General features: G+C 68.4%; 14 protein-coding genes. 13 read left to right on the forward strand and 1 reads right to left on the reverse strand.

The window, feature by feature from the left end; translation table 11 throughout:
- Positions 1-180 (reverse strand): hypothetical protein (locus tag GRF61_RS24625; protein ID WP_211166032.1); only part of this gene is annotated, 180 nt, incomplete at its 3' end.
- 170 nt (positions 181-350) lie between these two features.
- Between GRF61_RS24625 and GRF61_RS25080 the strand changes: the two genes are divergently transcribed.
- The 13 genes from GRF61_RS25080 to GRF61_RS17025 form a co-directional block, all read left to right on the forward strand.
- On the forward strand, positions 351-992 hold the full coding sequence (locus tag GRF61_RS25080; protein ID WP_169151814.1) for a TetR/AcrR family transcriptional regulator: 642 nt from the start codon (positions 351-353) through the stop codon (positions 990-992).
- Between the two features lie 342 nt (positions 993-1,334).
- Entirely contained in the window at positions 1,335-3,932 is a 2,598-nt protein-coding gene (gene mprF / locus GRF61_RS16970; protein ID WP_169151815.1) for a bifunctional lysylphosphatidylglycerol flippase/synthetase MprF, read from the forward strand.
- Positions 3,929-5,275, forward strand: a complete 1,347-nt coding sequence (locus GRF61_RS16975; RefSeq protein ID WP_169151816.1) for a virulence factor family protein — start codon at positions 3,929-3,931, stop codon at positions 5,273-5,275. Before mprF ends, GRF61_RS16975 begins: the two co-directional genes overlap by 4 nt.
- 351 nt (positions 5,276-5,626) lie before the next feature.
- Positions 5,627-6,223, forward strand: coding sequence for an RNA polymerase sigma factor (locus tag GRF61_RS16980; protein ID WP_211166033.1), 597 nt, complete (start codon positions 5,627-5,629; stop codon positions 6,221-6,223).
- A gap of 1 nt (position 6,224) precedes the next feature.
- A complete protein-coding gene (locus GRF61_RS16985; protein ID WP_169151817.1) occupies positions 6,225-7,241 on the forward strand; it encodes a FecR domain-containing protein in 1,017 nt (338 codons plus the stop codon).
- Between the two features lie 347 nt (positions 7,242-7,588).
- A complete protein-coding gene (locus tag GRF61_RS16990) occupies positions 7,589-8,152 on the forward strand; it encodes an RNA polymerase factor sigma-70 (RefSeq protein WP_169151818.1) in 564 nt (187 codons plus the stop codon).
- 144 nt (positions 8,153-8,296) lie between these two features.
- Positions 8,297-8,533, forward strand: coding sequence for a DUF4880 domain-containing protein (locus GRF61_RS16995; RefSeq protein WP_169151819.1), 237 nt, complete (start codon positions 8,297-8,299; stop codon positions 8,531-8,533).
- Positions 8,534-8,875: 342 nt separating this feature from the next.
- Positions 8,876-9,136 carry an MbtH family NRPS accessory protein gene (locus GRF61_RS17000; protein ID WP_169151820.1) on the forward strand — a complete coding sequence of 87 codons (261 nt, stop codon included), beginning with the start codon at positions 8,876-8,878 and terminating at the stop codon, positions 9,134-9,136.
- Between the two features lie 10 nt (positions 9,137-9,146).
- Positions 9,147-9,884: an alpha/beta fold hydrolase gene (locus GRF61_RS17005; RefSeq protein WP_348982418.1), complete on the forward strand. Its 738-nt coding sequence runs from the start codon at positions 9,147-9,149 to the stop codon at positions 9,882-9,884.
- A complete protein-coding gene (locus GRF61_RS17010; RefSeq protein WP_169151821.1) occupies positions 9,862-10,557 on the forward strand; it encodes a 4'-phosphopantetheinyl transferase superfamily protein in 696 nt (231 codons plus the stop codon). Before GRF61_RS17005 ends, GRF61_RS17010 begins: the two co-directional genes overlap by 23 nt.
- Before the next feature lie 66 nt (positions 10,558-10,623).
- Positions 10,624-15,942 carry a non-ribosomal peptide synthetase gene (locus GRF61_RS17015; RefSeq protein WP_169151822.1) on the forward strand — a complete coding sequence of 1,773 codons (5,319 nt, stop codon included), beginning with the start codon at positions 10,624-10,626 and terminating at the stop codon, positions 15,940-15,942.
- Positions 15,942-20,531, forward strand: coding sequence for a type I polyketide synthase (locus GRF61_RS17020; RefSeq protein WP_169151823.1), 4,590 nt, complete (start codon positions 15,942-15,944; stop codon positions 20,529-20,531). The genes GRF61_RS17015 and GRF61_RS17020 overlap by 1 nt, the downstream gene beginning before the upstream one ends.
- 10 nt (positions 20,532-20,541) lie before the next feature.
- Positions 20,542-23,998, forward strand: a 3,457-nt coding sequence (locus GRF61_RS17025) for a non-ribosomal peptide synthetase (RefSeq protein ID WP_169151824.1), incomplete at its 3' end; no start/stop codon positions are given.

The following is a 23,998-nucleotide window of genomic DNA, read 5'->3' on the forward strand; positions in this document are numbered from 1 at the left end:
GTGCATGGTCGATTCCTGGAAGGGGAGGGGTGAGCCGGGTATTGCTGGGCCGACGCTGGTCGAGCCGGAGAATATCTTGTCGTTCTGGTGTTGCCGGGAGAGGCGGGTAGCGCCGTGATGCGGGCCGGGGCTTCCGGGTTGGCCGGAGAGGCGCAGGACGCCGGCGGGCAGATGAGGCATGCGGGTCTCCATCTCGATTCGGTCCGCAGGAGGCCCGCGGGGCGCTGGATATGAAGCTCGGGCGATTATCCAGCGCACGTTGGATAACGGTCAATCACCGCCGTGCGACAGCGGTTGCGTGTCCGCAACGGTTCGCACCTCCTAGCACCCGTGGTAGTGTTGCCGCCGCCATGGACCCATGTGATACGCCGCGGCGCCCCGGGCGTCCCAGAGGGCTGGATTCGATTTGCCGCGAAAAACTGCTGGCGGAGGCCTTGCCCGCATTTGCCCGCCACGGTTTCGACGGCGTGAGCCTGCGCGCGATCGCCCGCGCGGCTGGTTTCGATGCGTCCATGGTTGCCCATCATTTCGGCTCCAAGGCCGATCTCTGGTATGCCGTGGTGGAGCAACTGGCGCTCGAGTTCCAGGCGGACCTGGAGGATTCGGCCCTCTGCGTCGCCGGCCCGCAGCCGGTATGGCAACGCCTGGCCGTGGTGGTGGATCACATGGTGGATCGCCTCGCCGCCCGCCCGGCGGTGGTCATGCTGGTGAGCCGGGAGATCAACGACCCCAGCCCGCGGTTGGACTTCCTCGTCGAGCATCTGCTGCGGCCAGCCTATCTCCACTATGCCCCGCTGTGGCGGGAAGGGATGGCGGCCGGCGTTTTCCACCAGACCGATCCGGCGGTGTTCCACATGAGCTTCTTCGGCGCGGTGGCGATGGCCTTGTCCGCGCAGGAGGTGATAGGCCGTATCACCGGCCAGCCGCTCGACGCCGGCTGGCTGAAGCAGGAAATCCGCCGCGCCATGCTGGGGGACGCTGCGCCGGGGTGAGGCTGTCCGTCCCCGGCTGCTCCTGTACTGCCTCTCTTCAGAGGTTTTTGCCTTTGGTACAGACCGCCAGGAATGGTACGGGCTGGCTCGGGGTGCGCTGACGCAGCGGCTGTTGCCCTGCGTTCGGGCACCTCTGGAGTCCGCCGCCTGGCCCCTGGGCGGGTAGTGGTTTCGCCGGCTGGGCCGCCGCCGGTTTCGGTTTCGCCAGCGGCGGGAACGCAGTCCGGCGCATGGCGAGGATCACGGCATAGGGAATCCGGATAAGCGGCAGCTGCAGCGCAAGGCAGCACGCGGGTGAAGCCGCTAAACTTCGCCTTCCTTCGCCGGAGAACCCGGGCTGCAATGTCTGAGCTTACGTCCCCCGCCGATGTTTCGGCGCCGCCCTCCGCCGCCCTGGCCGCCCTGGCCGCCCTGCGGCGGCTCGCCCTGCCCGCGATCGTGGTGCTGGTGCTGGCACTGGCCTGGTTTGCCTTCAGCCGCCTCATGGGCGAGGTGTCCTATGCCGACCTGAAGGCCGCCCTGGACGCGGTGCCGGCGACGGCGATCGCCGCTGCGCTGGTGTGCACCATCCTCAGCTTCGCCGCGCTGACCGTGTATGACCTGGGCGCGCTGGAGTTCGTCGGCCGCAAGCCGCCCAGGGTGGCGGTGGCGCTCACCTCCTTCTGCGCCTACGCGGTCGGCAATACCGCCGGTTTCGGCCCGCTGACGGCCGGCGCCATCCGTTACCGTTTCTACACGCCGCACGGTGTCGAGCCGGACGAGGTGGCGCGCATCATCGCCTTCGTCAGCCTGGCCTTCGGCCTGGGGCTGGCGGGCATGGCGGGGCTGGGGCTGATCGCCGCGGCGCGGGATTTCGCCATGCTGCCGCTGCCGCCGCAGGCGCTGCAACTGCTGGGTGGCCTGATCGTCGCGCTGCTGGCCGGCTTGTGCTTCGTCGTTGGCCAGGGGCGGGCGCTGCGCCTGTTCGGCCACGAGCTGCGCTTGCCCTCCCGGCGGCTGATCCTGCGGCAGTTCCTCGCCACCGCGGTGGATGTGTCCGCCTCGGCGGCCGCGCTGTGGGTGCTGCTGCCGGCGGACAGCATCAGCCTGCCGGCCTTCATCGCGGTGTATGCGGTGGCGATCGGCCTGGGCGTGCTCAGCCATGTGCCGGCCGGGCTGGGCGTGTTCGAGACGGTGATCGTGGCCGCGTTGTCGTCGCAGGTGGCGCCGGAGAAGGTGCTGGGCGCGCTGGTGTTGTACCGGGTGATTTACCACCTGGTGCCGCTGGCGCTGGCGGTGCTGCTGATCACCGGGCTGGAGGCGCGCCGCGCCGCGGCCAGCCCGCTGGTGAGCGCGGCGCTGCGCGCCGGGAAGCGGTTGGCGCCGCCGCTGATCGGCGCGTTCACGCTGGTGCTGGGGGCGCTGCTGATCTTTTCCGGTGTGACCCCGGTAGGCGACGAACCGCTGGAATTGCTGGGCGCGGCGGTGCCGCTACCGCTGGTGGAGGGCGCCCATTTCCTCGCCAGCGTGCTCGGCGTGGTGCTGCTGATCGTTGCCCGCGGCCTGGTCTACCGGCTGGATGGCGCCTGGTGGCTGGCGATCTTCATCGTGCCGCTGTCCATGGTGCTGGCGCTGGTGAAAGCGCTGGCGCTGGGCGAGGTGCTGTTGCTGGCGGCGCTGTTCGCCGCCCTGCTCGCCTCGCGCAAGTCTTTCTCCCGCCAGGCTTCGTTGCTGCACCAGGCGCTGACGCCGGGCTGGCTGGCGGCGGTGGCGACGCTGATGATCACCGCGGTGGCGCTGCTGCTCTTCGTCTACAAGGACGTGGCGTATACCAACGAGCTGTGGTGGCAGTTCGAGTTCTACAGCGAGGCGCCGCGCAGCCTGCGCGCGCTGCTGGGGGTGCTGCTGACCGCTAGCGTGGGTGCCGGCTGGATCCTGCTGCGGCCGGCGGCGCGGGCGTCGGCGCTGCCGACGGCGGAGGAACTGGCACAGGCGCGGCGCATCGTCGCCGCCCAGCCGCGGGTGGATGCCGGGCTGGTGGCGATGGGCGACAAGAGCCTGCTGTTCTCCGAGGACGGCCGGGCCTTCATCATGTACGGCCGCCAGGGCCGCTCCTGGGTGGCGTTGTCCGACCCGGTGGGGCCGCGGGAGTGCTGGTCCGGCCTGGTGTGGCGCTTCGTCGAGATGGCGCGGCAGGCCGGCGGCCGCGCGGCCTTCTACCAGGTGGCGCCGGATTCGCTGGCGCTGTATGCGGATGCCGGGCTGATGGCCTTCAAGCTGGGCGAAGAGGCGCGGGTAAGCCTGCCCGGTTTCGACCTCAAGGGGGCCAAACGGGCCAACCTGCGTCAGGCGCTGAACAAGGCGGAGCGGGAAGGGCTGGTGTTCGAGGTGGTCGGCACCGCGGAGGTGGGGGGCATCCTGCCGGAGCTGCAGGCGGTGTCCGACGCCTGGATGGGACATCACCAGGTCAGGGAGAAGCGCTTCTCCCTGGGGGCGTTCGAGCCGGACTACGTCTGCAGTCAGCCAGTCGCGGTGCTGAAACAAGCTGGACACATCGTCGCCTTCGCCACCCTGCTCACCACCGAGTTGAAGGAGGAGGCCAGCATCGACCTGATGCGCTTCCTGCCGGGGGCACCAAACGGCGTCATGGACGTGCTGCTGCTGCGGCTGATCCTGCACTTCCAGGGCGAGGGCTACGCCTGGTTCACCCTGGGCATGGCGCCGCTCTCCGGCCTTTCCGGCAGCGAGGCTGCGCCGGTGTGGCACCGCGTCGGCCGGGCGGTGTTCGAGCATGGCGAGCGCTTCTACAACTTCAGCGGCCTGCGCGCCTTCAAGGCGAAATTCCAGCCCGAGTGGCAGCCGCGCTATCTGGCGGTGAGCGGCGGCATCAACCCCATGCTGGCACTGGCCGACATCACCGTGCTGATCAGCGGTGGCTTGAAGGGGGTGATAGGGAAATGAGAGCAAAGCATACGGAAGTACTGCATGTCCTCGCCCTGGCGCTGGGCTGCTGCATTGGGGGGGGCGCTGTGGCGGACAACGCGGCGTTGATCGGCAACCCGATTACCGTGCTGCCCAAGTCCGCTCCCGGCGGCGCAGTGGTGCTGTTCTCCGACGCCGGCGGCTGGGGCCCCCAGGAGCAGGAAGCCGCCAAGGCGCTGGCGGAGCAGGGGTTTGCGGTGATGGGCGTGGACCTGGCCGCAACGCTGAAGCGCATGGCCGCCCGCAAGGAGTCCTGCGCGACCTTGATCGGCGAGATAGAGGCCGTCAGCCATCGCCTGCAGCGCCAGGCCGGCACCCAGAGCTATCACTTTCCCATTCTCGCCGGCGTGCAGGCTGGCGGGGCGATGGCGCTGGGCGTGGCCGGGCAGGCTGGCCAGGCCACCATCGCCCGGGTGGTGGCGGTGGACGCGCCACCGCGGCTGCCGGCGGGCAAACCCTTGTGCGGCGGGATGCTGGAGCAGGGCGGGTACCGCCTGCCGTCGCCGCCGCTGCCCTATGGCGCCGAACTGCATCTGAGTGCCCAGGCGGAGCCGGTGGACCGTGCCTACGCGGTGGCGCTGGCGCGCGGCCGGCAGGACGTCCATGTCGCCGCGTCCAGCGCCGCGCCCTGGACGGCGCTGCAGGAGGCCATCGTGGGCGGTCATGGCGCGGGCGGCCATGCCACCGCCAACGACGCGCTGGCGGACCTGCCGCTGATCGAGCTGCCGGTGGCGCAGGGCGGCGACACTTTCGCGGTGCTCTATTCCGGCGACGGCGGCTGGCGGGATCTGGACAAGGACGTCGCCGCGCTGCTGCAACGCGACGGGCTGTCGGTGGTCGGCGTGGATGTGCTGCGCTACTTCTGGTCCAGGCGCTCGCCCGAGCAGAGCGCGCATGACCTCGCGCGCATCATCCAGGCCTACCAGGCCAAGTGGGGAGCACGGCGGGTGGCCCTGATCGGCTTCTCCTTCGGTGCCGATGTGATGCCGGCGCTGTACAACCGTCTGCCGGCCGCGCTGCGGGCGAACGTGGTGCAGGTCTCCCTGCTGGGTTTCTCCGCCAGCGCCGACTTCGAGGTGACCGTTTCCGGCTGGCTGGAGCGGCAGCAGAGCGATGCGCTGCCCACCCTGCCGGAGGCCGCCCGCATCGATCCCCGCCGCCTGCAGTGCTTCTATGGCGAGGACGACGACGAAGCCGCCTGCGCTTCGCTGGACAGGCGGGCGGAGATCGTCCGTACCACCGGGGGTCACCACTTCGACGGGGATTACGAGGCGCTGGCCCGGCGCATCCTGTCCGGCCTGAAACTGCGCGAGACCTTGTAGACCTGTGCCTTCCGCACCCGGCGTGCGCCTGCCCGCCGCCGGCTCAGCAAGGGAGCAGCGTGCTCCCGCGTTGGCGCTTGGCCTGTTCCTGGCACCTTCTTCAGGGAAGCATCCGGGCCTGTCTGGCCCGCAGTTCGGCCCGGATGGAGCAGGGCGCGGTGGACGGATGAGAAAAATGCCGTCGAGGAATGATTGTCAAACGGCAAAAGCTACGTAACAATAATCATTCCTATTAACTTGCTCGCATCTCCAGCGGCGCATCCGGGGCTGTCTCATGACGAACGATGCAGGTCTTCAGTCTTACCGGCCGCGGCGCGGACCGCGGTGGCCACTCCCCGGCGGGAGCGCGCGGTGAGCGGGGTTTCCACGTCCTTGGTGGACGAATTGCTGCTGCACTACCGAGACCTGCGCCGCCACCTGGTGAACAAGCTGCGCAATACGGAGGATGCGGCGGATATCGCCCAGACCAGCTTCGAGCACGTCTATGCCCGCGCCCAGCGACCTTCCGCGCTTGACGAGGTGATCGAATCGCCGCGCGCATTGCTGTTCCGGGTCGCCCACAACCTCATCATCGACCAGGCGCGGCACCGCAAGGTGGTGCAGGCCTGGGAGGAAGAGCGCTTCGCCCTGCAGGCCAGCCTGGCCGCGCCTTCGTCCGAAACCCTGTATGCCCAACGGCAGCTGGTGGAGCGGGTGGTGGCGCAGCTGGAAACCCTGCCGCCGCGGCGCCGGGAGGTTTTCCTGCTGTTCCGCGCCTACGGCCACAGCCAGGCCGAGATCGCGCAGCGGCTGGGCATCACCGAGGCGGCGGTCGCCAAGCATGTGGTGCGCGCGACGGTGGATTGCGCCCGCATCTTCGCCCATCTGCGCGCCGAATTGCCCGGCAGTACCGATCCGGCCGCCGGGCCGGGCGCTTCTCCGCTGATGGCGGAGGACGCATACTGCTGAGATGGGACAGGATGTAAGCGAAAAGCGGATCGAACATGCTCTGACCTTGATTGCCCGTGCGGCGATCGAGGCGCCCGAGGCCGCCAGTACGGCCAGGGAACAGCTGGCGCGCTGGCGCGCCGGCGACGAAGAGAACGAAGCCGCCTGGGCGGAGGCGATGCGTCGCTGGGAGATGCTGGGCGCCATGGCAGCAGACCTGCGCCAGCGCTTCGACGAACCCTCCTACGGCAGCAGCGCCGATGCCCGCCGCGTGCGGCGTCGCATGCTGCTCTCGCTGGGCGTGCTCTGTGCGGGCACTGCGCTGCTGGGCGGCGGCGGCGCCTGGTATGCCTATCAGCCCATCTTCGCGCAGTCCTATCGCACGCATACCGCCCAGCTGCTGCAGACAGAGCTCCCCGATGGTCAGGGTCTGCCCGGCAGCCAGATCGACCTCAATGCCCGCAGCACTCTGGCGGTGCGCCTCTACCGTGGCCGCCGGGTGGTGGCGCTGGAGGAGGGCGAGGCCCACTTCCGGGTGGCCCCGGACGCCTCCCGCCCCTTCCTGGTGGAGACGCGGGTCGGTACGGTGGAGGTGGTGGGAACAGCCTTCACCGTGAGCGACCGCGGTGGCCCGGTCAGCATTTCGGTGGAGCACGGGCATGTCCGCTTCTTCCCGAAGGAAGAGGGGCTGAAGCTGCTGCCCTGGAATCGCCGCATGGTCGAGTTGTATGGCGGCGACGGCATGGTGCTGCGCGACGGCCAGGTCGAGCCGGTGCGCCGGGTGGATGCCTCGGCGCTGGCGGCGTGGCGGGATGGCTGGCTGGTGTTCGACAACGTGCGCCTGGACGAGGTCGTTCCGGCGGTGAATGCCTACCGCGACGCGCCCATCCTGATTGCCGACGCCCGCGTCTCGGCTTTCCGCCTCACCGGCCGTTTCCGCGCGGCCGATTCCCGCGAACTGCTGGTTGTGCTGCCGGCCATGTTCCCGCTCAAGGTCGAGCAGCGGGACGGCGGCACCATCAGCCTGAGCAGCCGCTAAGCGCCGCTCCTCGCCTGGCCACCGCGCCGGTTTTCCCGCCGCTCGTCCTTTCTGCCTCGCGGCCTGTCCCGGTTTCCATCCGCGGTCCGTCTAGTGGACTGTAGGTCGCTGCGGCGGTACCGGTTCCGGTCGCCGGTAGACCCCCTCGGCAAGCTCTGGAAGGCCTCCGCCATCGCGCTGCGGCGACGGAGGGAAGGCGCTCGCGCAGGATTCGTAAAGCCATGTTTTCATGCGGAATTTCGCCGGTTTTTCAAGGTTGAATTCAGTATGACAAGGGCGATATCCGATTAAATAATTTCATCCAGCCGGCGCCCGTTGGCAACTATGCTGAGATCCTGCATTTAAGAATGAATCTCATTCAACTTGATCCCCAGGGGATCACGCAGGAGGAGCACTCGGTGCGAACAAACGAGCAGATCGTCGAACTGGCCGATGTCTTCATCGCCTATCGCAGCCAGCTATGCCATGCGGCGATGAAGATCCTGGGCAACCGGGAGCGGGCGGACGACGTCGTGCAGGATGCGTATCTGAAGATCATCGAGGCGGATGCGGTTTTCGACGTCCGTCAACCGGTCGCCTACCTCTACCAGGTGGTGCGCAACCTGGCGATAGACCGCCACCGCCGCTGCGCGCTGGAATCCGGCTTCTTCGCTTGCGAGGAGGAGGGCCTGGAAGTGCCGGCGCCGTCGGGCACGCCGGAGGCCATCGCCATCGGCCGCCAGGAACTGGGGCGAGTCGCCCGCGCGCTGGGCGAGCTGCCGGAGCGCACCCGCAAGGCCTTCGAGCTGTACCGCGTCGGTGGCCTGACGCAGCGCGAGATCGCCGAGCGCCTGGGAGTGTCGACCACGCTGGTGAATTTCATGATCCGCGATGCAATCGACCATTGCCGTGCGGCGCTGGGAGGAAGTTGATCACGTTCGATCGCTTGATTGACCATAAATCAAGTATTTTGTTGCTACAATCTGTCGATATGACGTTATTACCGGACTGAACGGGCCCGGTTGCCGAACGTCTATCAGACAGATCGTGGCCACAGGGGCCGAACGGTGAGCGTGATGACGAAGACGGGGAAGGAAGATCCGGTTTGGCAGCGGGCGGTCGAATGGACCATGCGGGAGCATGACGGCACGCTGGACGAAGCCGGACGTGCGGACTTGCTGCAATGGCTGGCTGCATCCCCGCTGCACGGGCAGGCCTACCAGGAAGCCGCCAGGCTGTGGTTGATCACCGGCCTGCTGCCGCCCTCCGAAGATCTGGATTCCGCCTCCGCCTCCTGTCGCTCCGAGGTCTGAGCGCCGGCTGGCGTGTCCCGTGCGGCGCGCCCGGCACCTCGCGCGCTCGTCATCTTGAAGAGTCCTGAATCTCCGCTGCCGGCCTAGGCCGGGGCGGAGATTTGCCGTTTACAGCCCTGATTCCCTACACCCGGCGTCTCAATCCCGGTGTGAGCCTTTGCGCGCCCGCGCTGCTTGCGGGCTCTTTTCCCGCGCCGTTCCGGGTTCGAAGCGGCGTCCTCCTGCCCTCCGCGCATCGCGGCTAAATTCCGCCGCAGCTCGCTCGTCATGTGTTTGAGAAGCGCGTCCTGCGCCTCGCGCCGGCGTTTTTCTCCGGCGCATCCATCCTGCGAGGAGAGTTGCATGACCACCAGTTGTTTCGATCGCGAAGACGAGACCTTCATCGTCCTCGTCAATCACGAAGAGCAGTACTCCATCTGGCCGCACTGGAAGGCGGTGCCGGGCGGCTGGACGGCGGTGGAAGGCGTGAAGGGCGACAAGAAGACCGTGCTCGAATTCGTCGAGCGCACCTGGACCGACATGCGCCCGCTCTCCCTGCGCAAGTGGATGGACGAGCAGGCCGCGAAGAAGGGCGCTGAAGCGGCCCCGGCCACCCTGCAGTAAGGCGGGCGCCGTGCCGGACTTCGCCATCGACCTGCTGTGCCTGCCCTGCGCCGGCGCCAGCGCCACCATGTACCTGCGCTGGCAGCGCCTGCTGCCGAGGTGGATACGCATTGTTCCGCTGGAGCTGCCGGGGCGGGGCGCCCGTCTGGGCGAGTCTCACGCGGATGATTACCGGGCCCTGGTCGCGCAGTTGTGCGCGGAATTGCCGGGCCGGCATGGCCACCGCTGGGCGCTGTTCGGTCACAGCATGGGCGCCTTGCTGGCCTATGGCCTGGTGCAAGAGCTGTCGGTGCGGGGCATGGCATTGCCCGAGCTGGTCTTCGCCTCCGGCAGCCCGGCGCCGGCGCAGCGCGATCCGGCCTACTTCGCCGGCAAGGACGACGACGCCGCGCTGATCGCCGACATGCACAGGCAGGGCGGCACGCCGGAAGAAGTCTTCGCCAGCCCCGAGCTGCTGCGCATGACGCTGGACACCCTGGCCGCCGACTACCGCATCTGCGCCAGTTTCGAATACCGCCCCGGTACGCGGCTGCGGATGCCGCTGCACGTTTTCGGCGGCCGTCAGGACGAGATCGAGCCGGATCGCCTGGAAGCCTGGCGGCAGGAAGCGGCCGGCGCCTTCTCGCTGCAGTGGTTCGAGGGCGGTCATTTCTTCATCCGGCAAAGGGAGAGCGAGGTGCTGCAGGCGCTGGCCGGCCGCCTGCGCCAACTGGCGGGAGCGAGCGATGCAAGCGCTGCCCTTGCCTGAGACGGTGCCGGCCGGCCTGGAGGTGTGGATGCTGAACCTGGACCTGGCCGCGCCGCTGGCAGCAGGTGACCTGGCGCTGCTCAGCCAGGACGAGCAGGCGCGGGCCAGTCGCTACCGCCGCCATGCCGACCGCCTGCGCGCGGTCAGCGGCCGCGCTGCCTTGCGCCGCCTGCTGGGCGCCCGGCTGCGGCGCTCGCCTTCCATGCTGCGCTTCACCGCCAACCGCCACGGCAAGCCGACCCTGCAGGAGGGCGGCGCCGCCTTCAACCTCGCCCATTCCGGCGAGTGCGTGCTGATCGCGCTGGCCGGCGACGACACGCTGGACGCGGTCGGCGTGGACGTGGAACGCCACGACGACAGCCTGGATTTCAGTGCGCTGGCCGCCTACGCCTTCACCGCCGAAGAACGCGCCGCGCTGGCAGAGACGCCGCATGCGCCCACGGCTGCCTTCTTCGCCAACTGGGCGGCCAAGGAGGCGGTGCTGAAGGCGGTCGGCGTCGGCATCGCCGAGCACCTCCAGGCGCTGTCGATACGGCGCGGCGCCGATGGCCGCCTGGATGGCGCCCATGCGGTCCGCGGCTGGCCACGCCTGCGCGGGCAGGCGCTGTCGCCCCTTCCCGGCTATGCGGCGGCGGTGGCCTGGGCCGAGCCTGCCGACGGCGACAGCAGCTAGCCGGCCTCCCGCCGAGAGCAACAAGCGCCCACCGCAAGCCCGCGCCCCTACCCCGAGCGAGAGAACATGAACTCTGCGTGCCCATCCCCGGCCTCGCCGCCGGATTTCGTCAGCCGCCTGCGCCAACTGGCCGAAGAACGTGCCGATGACGTCGGCCTGGTCATCGTCACCGAGCAGGACGGCCAGCCGCTCGATACCCCCATCACCTATGCCGCGCTGGACCGCCGCGTGCGCGCGCTGGCGGCCGTGCTGCAGGCGCGCTTCCCCAAGGGCGAGCGCGCGCTGCTACTGCTGGACAACGACGATCACTATGTCGTCGCCTTCTTCGCCTGCCTGTATGCCGGGCTGGTCGCGGTGCCGGTGTTTCCGCCGGAATCCAGCCGCCCGCAGCATCTCGCCCGGCTGGCGGGCATCGCCCTGGATGCGCAGGCGGCCTGCATTCTCAGCACCGCCGCCATGCTGCGGATGATGGAGGCCGCCATGCCCGGCCTCGGCAAGATGGCGCCGCTGGCGGTGGATGAGGTCGAGGCGGAATGGGCTGAGCGCTGGCACGATTGCCGGCCGCAGGGGAACGACCTCGCCTTCCTCCAATACACCTCCGGCTCCACCTCCGCGCCCAAGGGCGTCATGGTGAGCCATGCCAACCTGATGGCGAACGAGCGCGCCATCGAAACCGGCTTCTCCATTTCCACCGCCGACGTCTTCGTCTCCTGGCTGCCGCTGTACCACGACATGGGCCTCATCGGCGGCCTGCTGCAACCCATGCACCGTGGTATCCGCCTGGTGCTGATGACGCCGCGCTTCTTCCTGGAACGGCCGCTGCGCTGGCTGGAGGCGATCTCGCGCCACCGCGGCACCGTCAGCGGCGGGCCGGACTTCGCCTACCGGCTGTGCCTGGAACGCATCACCGAACAACAGGCCGCGGCGCTGGACCTGTCGAGCTGGCAGGTGGCCTTCTCCGGCGCCGAGCCGGTGCGTCACGACACCCTGCAAGCCTTCGTCCAGCGCTTCGCCGCCGCCGGTTTCTCCGCCGGGGCGCTGTATCCCTGCTACGGCCTGGCCGAGGCGACGTTGTTCGTCACCTGCGGCCGCCGCGGCTCCGGCATGAGCGCGAGCACCTTCCGCGCCGACGGACTCGCGCAGCGGCGCGCCGTTGGCGGTAACGACGGCCGCACGCTGGTCGCCTGCGGCAGCACGGTCGCCGGCCATGCGGTCAGCATCCGCGACCCGGAGACGCGCGCCCAGCTGGAAGACGGCTGCATCGGCGAGATCTGGGCCGGTGGCCCCAGCATCTGCCGCGGCTACTGGAACAAGCCGGAAGAGAGCGCGGCCACCTTCATCGCCGAAGCGGGAGAAACCTGGCTGCGCACCGGCGATCTCGGCTTCATGCACCAGGGCCAGCTCCACATCGCCGGCCGGGTCAAGGATCTGATCATCGTCCGCGGCCACAACCTCTACCCGCAGGACATAGAGCGCACGGTGGAGGCCGAGGTGGACGCGGTGCGCAAGGGCCGCGTCGCCGCCTTCGCGGTGGAAGGCCCGGAGGGTGAGGGCATAGGCCTGGCGGCCGAAGTGCCGCGCAGCCTGCAAAAACTGGTGGCGGTCGACGCGCTGGTGGACATGCTGAGCCAGGTGGTGGGCGAAGCCTTCGGCGAAGCGCTGTCGGTGGTCGTGCTGCTCAACCCCGGCGCGCTGCCCAAAACCTCCAGTGGCAAGCTGCAGCGGCGCGCCTGCCGGCAAGGCTGGCTGGAAGGCACGCTGGATGCGTATGCGGTGCATGCGTTCGGCAGGATGCAGCGGGGTGGTGCTCAACCGGCCCCCCAACAGGATGCTGCCGCGCCGCGTGATGAGTTTGTTGCACGCTTGGCGACGCTCTGGCGTGCAGCTCTGAAACGTGAGCAGGCTTTCCAGATAGACGACACCACCCATTTCTTCAGCATTGGTGGCAACTCACTGGCAGCAGCCCGCCTTGCGGCTGCGATTGGCGAAGCGCTGCGGGTGGCGCTGCCTCCGAGCCTGTTGTTCGAGCGGCCGCGTTTCGGTGATTTCGGGGCAGAAGTCCGCCGGCTCATGGAGACGGGGGCGAGCGCGGAGGCCGGCCTCTTTCCGGTGACCGCTGAGGCGGACGCTTCCGGAGGCCTGCCCTTGTCCCCGGCGCAACAGCGCCAGTGGTTCTTGTGGGAGCTCGATCCGACCGGAACGGCCTATCAGCTCCAGGGGGCGTTGCATCTCTCCGGAAAGCTGGATGCCGACCGCCTGGGCCAGGCGCTCGCCGGGCTGGCCGATCGTCATGAGTCCCTGCGTGCGAGCTTCCACCTTGGTGCCAGCGGTGAGGTGGTGCAGCGCTTCATTTCTCCGTCGGCCTTCAGGTTGCCGGTGCTGAGGTTTGACCTCAGCACGGAAACGGCCGAGGTGGCGGCTGGCAGGCTGGACGAGATACTGAACTCATTGGGCGCCGAACCCTTCGATCTCGGCAGCGCTCCGCTGGTCCGTGCGGCCCTGATCAGTCTGGCCGAGGACGAGCATGTGGTGGCGCTGGTCATGCACCACATCGTCGCCGATGGTGCATCGATGCAGCTCCTGATTGATGAGTTGGGGGCTGCCTACGCGGGAGAACGCATTTCCGAAGCCGTGCCGCTCGGCCAGTCCCTGCGCTATGTGGATTACGCGGTATCGCAACTCGGCTGGCTCGCGGGAGAGGACGCTGGCCGACAGCTCGCATACTGGTGCCAGCAACTGCCTAGCGATCCGGATGGCGATTTCCCGATTCTCTCCTTGCCGACCGATCATCCCCGCGCGGCGACCGCACGCTATTCCGCGGCCAGACATGAGTTCGAGATATCGCCCCAGCTGACTGCGAAGCTGCGCGAGCTTGCATCGCGGGGCAACGCCACGCTCTTCGTGCCGTTGCTCGCGGGCCTGCAGATCCTGCTGTACCGCCACACCGGCCTGCAGGATGTCCGCATCGGCGTGCCGGTGGCGAACCGGCGCCATGCGCAGACGCAGCGCTTGGTCGGCCTCTTCGTCAATACCGTGGTGCTGCGCAGCCTTGTGGATCCCCGGGTAAGCCTGGCGGAGACGCTGGCTGCGGTGAGGCAGGCCGCGCTGGAGGCGCAGGAGAACCAGGACCTGCCTTTCGAGCGCGTGGTGGAGGCCTTGCAGCCTGGGCGCAGCTCGGCGGCGAGCCCGCTGTTCCAAGTGGTTTTCAACCACCTGCAGCATGACTACGGGGCGCTGGAGCGCTGTACCGGTTCGCGGGTTGCCGAGCAGCCCATGCCCTTGCAGCAGGCCCAGTTCGAGCTGACCCTGGAAACGCGCGAAGAGGCAGATGGAAGCATCAGGGCAAGCTTCATCCATGCCAGGGAGTTGTTCGAGCCGGAGCGAATCGAGCGTCTCGCCGAGCACTACTCAAGCCTGCTGGCAGCGTTCATGGACGATCCCGCCCAGTGTGTGGGCGATATCGAACTCCTGGGTGAAATCGAGCGGGAGTGCTTGAGGCAGTGGGGCCGAGGCAGTTGCAACCATGCGCATACGCTGCCGGTGCACCGCCTGTTCCAAGAGCAGGCACGGCGACGACCCGAAGCTCTGGCGCTGGTATTTGGCGACGAGCGCGTGAGCTACGGCGAGCTGGAGCGGAGGGCAAATCTTGTCGCTCATCATCTGCTTGCCCGCGGCGTGGGGCCGGAGTGCAGGGTCGGAGTGGCACTCGGGCGTTCAATCGAGATGGTGGTCGCCTTGCTCGCGGTGCTGAAGGCGGGCGGTGCCTATGTGCCCCTGGATCTGGCTTACCCGGCGGAACGCCTGGTCTACATGGCGCAGGACAGCGGGGTCCGTCTGCTGATCACCAATGCAGGCGGCCCACTGGCGGAGTGGTCGGCGCAGCGCGGGCTGGCGGTTGTGAGGCTCGACGAGCTGAGGTTCGACAGCACCTCGGACGAAGCGCCGCGGGTCGAGCTGCATGACGAAAGCCTGGCCTATCTCATCTACACATCCGGCTCGACGGGAAATCCCAAGGGCGTTGCTGTTGCCCATGGACCGCTCAGCATGCATTGCCAGGAAACGGCGAAGCTGTATGAGATGGACGAGCACTCCCGCGAGCTGCATTTCCTTTCTTTCTCCTTCGATGGCGCGCATGAACGCCTGCATACCGCGCTGGTTTGCGGCGCGGCGCTGATCCTGCGCGACGACACGCTGTGGCCGGCCGGGCAGACCCTGGAAACCATGGAGCGCGAAGGCGTCAGCAATGCCGGCTTTCCGCCTGCCTATCTGAGGGAACTGGCGGAGTGGGCGAGTGGCCGTAGTGATCCGCCGCCGGTCCGGCTGTACTCCTTCGGCGGCGAGGCCATGCCTCAGGAAGGCATCAAGGCGGTTTGCGAACACCTTCGCCCTCAGCTGCTGATCAACGGCTATGGCCCCACCGAGGCGGTGGTGACGCCCATGGTGTGGAAAGTGGCGGGAACGGCGGCTCTGGATTCGGCTTATGCACCTATCGGCCGGCCGGTGGGAGACCGCAAGGCGCTGGTGCTGGATGCGGAGATGAATCTTCTGCCAGCCGGGGCGGTGGGCGAGCTCTATCTCGGTGGCAGCGGCCTGGCGCGCGGCTACTTCAAACGGCCTGCGCCCAGTGCCGCGGCTTTCGTGGCCGATCCCTTCGATCATGCAGGTGGACGTCTTTATCGCACCGGCGATCTGGTGCGCTGGAACGTGGAAGGGCAGCTGGAATACCTCGGCCGTATCGACCAGCAGGTGAAGGTGCGCGGTTTCCGCATTGAGCTGGGTGAGGTGGAGGCGCAGCTGCTGGCCCTGGCCGAGGTACGGCAGGCCGTCGTCGTCGCATCCGCCGGAACGGCGGGAACCCGCCTGATCGGATATGTCGCCCTGAAGGCGGGCGCCCAGATCGACGGCGAGGCGCTGCGCGACTGCCTGCGCTGCACCCTGCCGGATTACATGGTGCCGGCGGCGATCGTGGTGCTGGACGCCTTGCCGCTCAATGCCAACGGCAAAGTGGATCGCCGGGCTCTGCCGCCGCCGGCCTTTGGCGGTGGCGCCGGGCTTGAGACTCCGCAGGGCGAGGTCGAAGCCATGCTGGCGCGGATCTGGGCCGAAGCACTGGGTGTCTCCGCCGTCGGGCGTCATGACAATTTCTTCGATCTGGGCGGGCATTCCTTGCTGCTCATGCGGGTGCATCGCCTCATCGGCGAGCGCCTTCCACGTGCGCCTTCACTGATCGAGCTGTTCAAGTTTCCCACTGTGGCCGCGCTCGCGCGCCACCTCGCCGGCGCCGCTCCCGCAGGGGCCGCCGCAGACGTCGTGCAGGCGGAGCGTGCGCAGCGTCAGCGTACGGCCCTGCTGCGGCATCGCAATTCCGTGGAGAGAGTGCGCTGATGGATAGAGAAATGGATCTGGCCGGCACGACCGGCTTGGAAGTAGCCATTGTCGGCATGGCGGGGCGGTTTCCCGGCGCTGGGGATGTCGACGCTTTCTGGCGCAACATCCGCGATGGCGTGGAGTCGGTGAGCACTTTCAGCGTGGAGGAGCTGCGCGAACGCGGTGTGCCGGCCAGCCTGCTGGATGATCCGGATTACGTCCGGGCCGGTGTGATGTTCGACGGCATGGATCGCTTCGACGCCGACTTTTTTGGCTACACCCCACGTGAAGCCGAACAGCTCGATCCGCAGCAGCGCGTCTTTCTAGAGTGTGCCTGGGAGGCCCTGGAGCATGCGGGTTATGCGCCGAGGTCGATGGCGGTGCCGGTCGGGGTGTTTGCCGGCGATGGCCCCAACCTCTACCTGCTGAAGCATCTCCTGCCGGCAATTGGTATCGGCAAGCTTCAGCACATCGCCGATCTCCTCGGGTTGATGAGCGGCAATTCCCCCGGTTCGCTATGTACCCGAGTGGCATATAAGCTCAACCTCAAGGGGCCGGCGGTGAATGTGCAAACCGCCTGCTCGACCTCCCTTACCGCGGTGCATCTGGCCTGCCGGGCGCTGCAAGCCTACGACTGCGACATGGCGCTGGCCGGTGGCGTGTGGCTGAACCTGCTACAGGAGGGCGGCTATCTCCATCAGGCCGGCGCCATCCTGTCACCGGACGGCCATTGCCGGGCCTTCGATGTCCGTGCTGCCGGCACCCTGATTGGCAGCGGCGCTGGCGTGGTGGCCTTGAAGCGGCTGAGTGATGCGCTGCGTGATGGCGACAGCATCCACGCGGTCATCAAGGGGAGCGCGGCCAATAACGATGGTGCAGCCAAAGTGGGCTTCACCGCACCCAGCGTGGAGGGCCAGGCCGAGGTGATCCGCGCGGCGCAACTGCTCGCCGAGGTGACGCCGGAGAGCATTGCTTACGTAGAGGCGCACGGCACCGGTACCACGCTGGGAGACCCGATCGAGATCGCGGCGCTGAGCGAGGCATTCCGTTCCGGTTCCACCAGGAAAGGCTACTGCGCGGTCGGATCGGTCAAGACCAATATCGGTCATCTGGATGCGGCGGCAGGCGTGTCCGGGCTGATCAAGACGGCGTTGGCGCTGGAGAATGCTGTCCTGCCGCCCAGCCTGAACTTCGAAACGCCCAATCCGCAGATCGACTTCGCGGGCAGCCCTTTCTATGTGAACACCGAGACTCGCTCCTGGCCGCAAGGGCAGGGGCCGCGCAGGGCGGGGGTGAGCGCCTTCGGTATCGGCGGCACCAATATCCACATGGTGCTGGAGGAGGCACCCGCCGAACCCTCGGTGGGCGAAGCACAAGGCTGGCAGATACTCCCACTGTCGGCGTGTGACGAGACAGCACTGCGCCAGGCCCGCCAGCGTCTGGCGGAGCATCTGAGCAGCCATCCGGAATCGAAGCTGGCGGATGTCGCCCATACCTTACAGCTTGGTCGGCAGGCCTTCGCTACGCGTGCTGCCGTCGTGGCGAATCATCGCGGGATGGCGGTGGAGATGCTGACTGCCGGCGGCAGCGTAATGCAAGCCGCGGAAACCCCGGAAGTCGTCTTCCTTTTCCCCGGTGGTGGCACCCAACACGCCCGCATGGGCGAGGCGCTGTATCGGCGCGATGCCTTCTTCCGCGCCGAGATCGACCGCTGCTGCGAACTGCTGCAGCCGCAGCTGGGCAAGGATCTGCGCGAGTTGCTTTTTCCGGCCGCCGGCGCCGAAGCCGAGGCCGACCGCGAGCTGTTCCGCATGGCGCTGGCGCAGCCGGCGCTGTTCGTCGTCGAGTACGCGCTGGCGCGCTGGTGGATGCATTGCGGCGTGCAGCCGGCGTTGATGCTGGGCCACAGCCTGGGCGAGTACGTGGCGGCCTGCCTCGCCGGCGTGTTTCGGCTGGAGGACGCGCTGTCCATCGTCGCCACCCGTGGCCGGCTGATGGAGACGCTGGAGGCCGGCGCGATGACGGCGGTGGCCCTGCCGGAGGCGGAACTGGCGTCGCTGCTGGGCGAGGGCTGCGACCTCGCTGCGGTGAATGGTGAATCGCTTTGCGTGCTGGCCGGCCCGGTGGTGGCGGTGGAGCGGGTGGAGGCGGCGCTGGCCGCCCGCCAGCAGCTGCCGAGGCGGCTGCATGTGGCCATCGCCTCCCATTCCAGCCTGGTCGAACCCATCGTCGCCGAGCTGGAGCGCGCGGTGGCGGCGGTGCCGCGGCAGGCGCCCGGCCTGCCCTTCGTTTCCAATGTGACCGGGCGTTTGATCACCGCGGAAGAGGCGGTCGATCCAGCCTACTGGGGTCGTCATCTGCGCGGCACGGTGCGCTTCGCCGACGGGTTGGCGACGGTGTTCGCCACGCCGGGGCGGGTGTTGATGGAGGTCGGCCCCGGCGAGACTCTGGCCGGCCTGGCACGGCCGCATCCTGGCAGCCGTTCGGCGGCGGCCATCCTTGCCAGCCAGGCCCACCCGCAACAGCACGCCCGCAACGAACAGCAACTGGCCAACGCGGTGGCGACCTTGTGGTGCGCCGGCGTTGCGGTGGATTGGGCGGCGCTGCATGCGGAGAAGCGCCGGCGCGTGCCGCTGCCCACCTATCCTTTCCAGCGCCGCCGCTACTGGGTGGAGCCGCCGGAAGCCGGCAGTGCGGCCGCGGCCGGGCGCGCCTGGCAGTTCGCCGGCGTGGAGCCGGGGAGGCCGGAGGATGCCTTCTACCTGCCGGTGTGGAAGCGGGTGCCGCCGCTGGAGCACGATGAGGCCGCTACGGAGCTTGGCGGTTGCACACTAGTGCTGGCCCAGCGCGAGGAAGGTCTGGCGGCGGCGCTCGCCGCGCGCCTGCGGGAGCGTGGCCGGCAGGTGGTATGGCTGACGCCCGGTGTGGAGCTGGCCCGCCGCGGCCTGGACCGTTACTCGATCAGGGTGGATGCGCGCGCCGACCATGAGGCGGCGCTGCGCCGGATCGAAGCCGAGCATGGAAAGGTGTCCGAGGTATTCCACCTGTGGAGCCTGGACGGTGAAGCCGCCGGGCAGCCGGATGCAGCGGCTGCGCTGGATCGCGGCTTCCATAGCCTGATGGCGCTGGCGCAGGCCTGGGAAAGCGTGGCGGGCACCCGCGAACTCGCGCTCACCGTGATGCTCGACGGCGCGGAGGATGTCACCGGGCTGGAGCCGCTGTGCCCCGAGAAGGCGACGGTGTTCGCGCTGTGCAAGGTCATCGGCCAGGAGTATCCGCACATCGCCTGCCGCGTCATCGACATGGTGGAGCCGACAGAGACCCAGGTGCAGGTCCGCCTTGCCGACGGCATCCTCGCCGAAACCGCCATTCCCGCCAGCACGACGCCGGTGGCCTATCGCGGCCTGCAACGCTGGACCAAGTCCTACGAGCGCATGGCGGCCGGCGCAGGGCGGCAGCGCCTGCGCGAGGGCGGTGTTTACCTGATTACCGGTGGCCTGGGCGGTGTCGGCCTGGCGCTCGCCCAGCACCTGGCGGCGAACTGGAAGGCCAGGCTGGTGCTGTTCGGCCGCACTCCCTTGCCGGCGCGGGCGGATTGGGAAGCGCTGGCGGTGGCACCGGAGCAGCCGGAGGGCTTGCGCCAGAAGCTGCAGCGGTTGCTGGCGCTGGAGGCCGCGGGCGGCGAGGTGCTGACGCTGGCGACGGACGTCTCTGACCCGGCGCAGATGCAGGCCGCGGTGGCCGCCGCCCGCGCCCGCTTCGGCGCCATCCACGGCATCGTCCATGCGGCTGGCAGCGCCGAGGCCGGCATGATCAAGGTGAAAACCCGGGACATCGCCGAGCGGGTGTTCGCGCCCAAGCTGCAGGGCACCCGGGCGCTGCTGGAGGCGGCAGGCGGCGAGGCGCTGGACTTCGTGCTGCTGTGCTCCTCCGTCTCCAGCATGGCCGGCGGCCTGGGCAAAGGCGACTACGCTGCCGCCAACGCCTACCTGGATGCGGTGGCGGCGCAGCTGCAGCGCAGCGCGCCTTATCCGGTGTTCTCGGTGGACTGGGACGCCTGGCGCGACCTCGGCATGGCCGCCGGCATGGTGCTGCCGGATGGCATCGGCATGGACGGGCCGCAGGGCGCGCTGGCCTTCGAGGCCATCGTCAATGGTCCGGCGGTGGCGCAGATCGTGGTCTCCACCACCGATCTCGACACCCGGCTCGGCCCGCTGGACAGCGGCATGCTGGACGTCCTGGACATCGAGCTGCCCGCTGTTGCCGACAAGGGCGGCGAACACCCGCGCCCGCCGCTGTCGGTGCCCTACGCGGCGCCGGAAGGCGAACTGGAGACGCGGCTGGCCGCGCTGTGGGCCGGCATGCTGGGCATCGCCCCCATCGGCATCAACGACAACCTGTTCGAACTCGGCGGCGATTCCCTGCTGGCCATCCAGATCCTCGCCCGCGTGCGCAAGGCCTACGGCGTGGAGCTGCATCCGGCGACCTTCTTCAAGGCGCCCACCATCGGCGATCTCGCCATCCTGGTCGAAACCCGACTGATCGAAGAAATCGAGAAGGGCGAGCCGGCCATCGCGGCCGAGACGCCCGCATCCGCAACAGTCTGAGAACCCTGCCATGTCCAACCTCCAAGACCTGTCCCAACGTCGTGCCCGTCTTTCCCCCGAACAGCGCGCCCGGCTGAATGAACTGCTACGGGGCGCGGATGCCGCAGGCAGTGCCGATGCGGATGCGGATGCGGATGCGACCATTGTGCCGCGCGCCGCGGGCGAGCCGGCTCCCTTGTCTTTCGCCCAACTGCGGCAGTGGTTCCTGTGGAAGCTGGAGCCGGAGAGCACCGCTTACCACGTCGGCGGCGGCCTGAAGTTCGTTGGCGCGCTGGATGTGGAGGCGCTGCGCGCCGGTGTGAGCATCGTCGTGGACAGGCATGAAGCGCTGCGCACGGTGTTCGAGGAGGATGGCGAGGGTGGGGCGACGCAGCGTGTGCTGCCTGCTGCCGGCTTCGAACTGCGCACGCTGGAGCTGCATGGGCTGCCGTACACCGAGCGGGCGGCACGGCTCGCGGAGGAACGGGCCGCCATCACCGGCACGCCCTTCGATCTCACTCGCGGTCCGCTGCTGCGCATGAGCCTGCTGCGGACCGGCGAGCGCGAATGGCAGTTGCTGGTGGTGATGCACCACATCGTCTCCGATGGCTGGTCGGTGCAGGTGGTGCTGGACGAACTGGCTGCGCTGTACCGGGCGCAGGTACAGGGTACGCCGCAGGCCTTGCCCGGCCTGCCGCTGCACTATGCCGACTACGCGGTCTGGCAGCGGCGCTGGCTGGCGGCCGGCGAGGGCGAGCGCCAGCTCGCCTGGTGGAAAGCGCAACTGGGCGAGGACCAGCCGGCCCTGGCGCTGGCCACCGACCACCCGCGCCGCGCCGATGGCAGCTACATCGCCGCGCACCACCTGCTGAGCCTGCCCGGCGCCCTGGTGGACAAGCTGCGGAGCCAGGCGAGGGAGGAGGGCGCCACCCTGTTCATGCTGCTGCTCGCCGCCTTCCAGGGCCTGCTCCATCGCTACACCGGGCAGGAGGATGTGCGCGTCGGCGTTCCCATCGCCAACCGCAACCGGGCGGAAACCGCCGGCATCGTCGGCTTCTTCGTGAACACACAGGTGCTGCGTGCGCGGATCGCGCCGCGAACCCGTCTGGATGCGCTGCTCGCCCAGGTCCGCGACGCCGCGCTGGGCGCGCAGGCGCACCAGGATCTGCCCTTCGAGCGCCTGGTGGAAGCCCTGCAACCGGAGCGCAGCCTCAGCACCAATCCGCTGTTCCAGGTGATGTTCAACCATTTGCGCCGCGACCACCGCGCGCTGGCCGGCTGGCCCGGCGTCGAAGTCGAGCGCCTGGATTTCGACGAACAGGCCGCCCAGTTCGAACTGACCCTGCAGACCTGCGAATACGAGGACGGGCGGGTCGATGCGAATTTCATCTACGCCGGGGAATTGTTCGAGACGGCGACGGTGGAGCGCATGGCCGGGCACTACCTGGCGCTGCTGCGGGCCTTCGCGGAGCAGCGCGAGCTCAGCCTGGATGAGGTGCAGTTGCTGGGCGGCGAGGAGCTGGCGCAGTTGCGGGTGTGGGGCGAGAACCCCGGGCGCTTTGATGATGCTCGTCCGATCCATGAGCTCATCGAAGCGCAGGCGGCTGCAAGTCCGGACGCGGTCGCGGTGATCTTCGGCGGGGAGAAGCTGAGCTACGGCAAACTGAACCGGCGAGCCAACCAGCTTGCACACCACCTGATCGGGCTGGGTGTGGGTCCGGAAGTGAAGGTGGGGATTGCGATAGATCGCTCCTTGGAAATGGTGGTGGGCCTGCTGGCGATCCTGAAGGCGGGCGGAGCGTACGTGCCGCTGGACCCGGCCTACCCGGCGGATCGGCTGAGCTACATGATGGAAGACAGCGGGATAGTGCTGCTGCTCACCTGCAGCGATGTCCGGGAGCACATCCCGGCGGGGCCGGGCGTGGCGATCCTGGAACTGGACCTGCTGGACTTCGGCGGCGGCTGCGAAAGCCCGCCCGAGGTGGCGGTCCGTGGTGGGAATCTGGCCTACCTGATCTATACATCGGGCTCTACCGGTCGCCCCAAGGGGGTGATGGTCCGTCATTCCTCATTGAGCAACTTCATATGCGCAATGGCAGGCGCACCCGGGGTGACGGCGGAGGATGTTCTCCTGGCCCTCACCTCGCTTTCGTTTGACATTGCCGCCCTGGAGCTTTTCCTGCCCCTGGTCCAGGGCGCGCGTATCGTCCTTGCCCCCAGAGACGCGGTGCACGACGGAGCGGCACTGGCGCAGCTCGTGGCCGAGCATGGCGTGACGGTGCTGCAGGCCACGCCTTCGGGATGGCGGGCTCTCATGGAGGGGAATTGGCCTCTTGCCCCTGGAAGGTCGCTGAAGGGGCTGTGCGGTGGCGAGGCGCTCCACCCCGATCTTGCCTACTCGCTCATTGGCGGCGGGGTAGCGCTCTGGAATATGTACGGGCCGACTGAAACCACCATCTGGTCGGCGGCCAGGCCCACCCAGGGAAGTCCGGCGATCGGCGGGGCGATCGCTGCGACGCAATTGCGGGTGCTGGACCAGGGATTGAGTCCTGTGCCGATAGGCGTGCCTGGCGAGCTGTACCTGGGCGGAGCGGGCCTGGCGCGCGGCTACCTGAACCGTCCCGGCCTGAGCGCGGAACGCTTCATCGCCGACCCCTATGACGAAGCCGGTGGCCGGCTGTACCGCACCGGCGACCTGGTGCGCTGGAACGCGGAAGGCGAACTGGAGTATCTGGGCCGGATAGACCACCAGGTCAAGATCCGCGGCTTCCGCATCGAACTGGGCGAAGTGGAAGCGCAACTGCTGGCCCAGCCGGAGGTGCGGGAAGCTGTGGTGGTGGCGGCCGAAGGCCCGAGCGGGGCGCGGCTGTTGGGCTACGTGGCGCTGAAGCCGGAGGCGAGGTGCGAGAGCGGGCAGCTGCGGTCGCGTCTGGCGGCTTCGCTGCCGGAGTACATGGTGCCCGCCATGCTGATATTGCTGGAGCGCCTGCCGCTGAATGCCAACGGCAAAGTCGACCGCAAGGCTCTGCCTAAGCCTGAACTGGCCGGCGCGCAAGGCTACGAAGCACCGCAGGGCGAGGTGGAGCAGGCCTTGGCCTCGATTTGGGCGGAGTTGCTGGGTACCGAGAGGATTGGCCGCCAGGACGGCTTTTTCGAACTGGGTGGTGACTCCATCCTGAGCCTGAAGCTGGTTGCCCGTTTGCACAGGGCAGGGTTCCGCGCCAGCCCGCGCCAAGTCTTCGAGCACCAACGGCTGGAGAGCCTTGCGCGTACGCTGGTGGCAGCAACTGAAGCCGGCAGCGGGATGGAGGGCTCGATACCCGTGCTGGACCCGGCTGCCCGCATGGAAGGGCTGGCCCTGTCCTACGCGCAACGTCGGCAATGGTTCCTGTGGGAACTGGACCGTGCCAGCACGGCGTACCACATCTCCGGGGGCCTGCGGCTCAAGGGCGAGGTGAACCTGGATGCGCTGCAAGGAAGCTTCGCGG

The sequence above is a fragment of the Azoarcus sp. TTM-91 genome (assembly GCF_012911025.1).
GTDB lineage: Bacteria > Pseudomonadota > Gammaproteobacteria > Burkholderiales > Rhodocyclaceae > Azoarcus.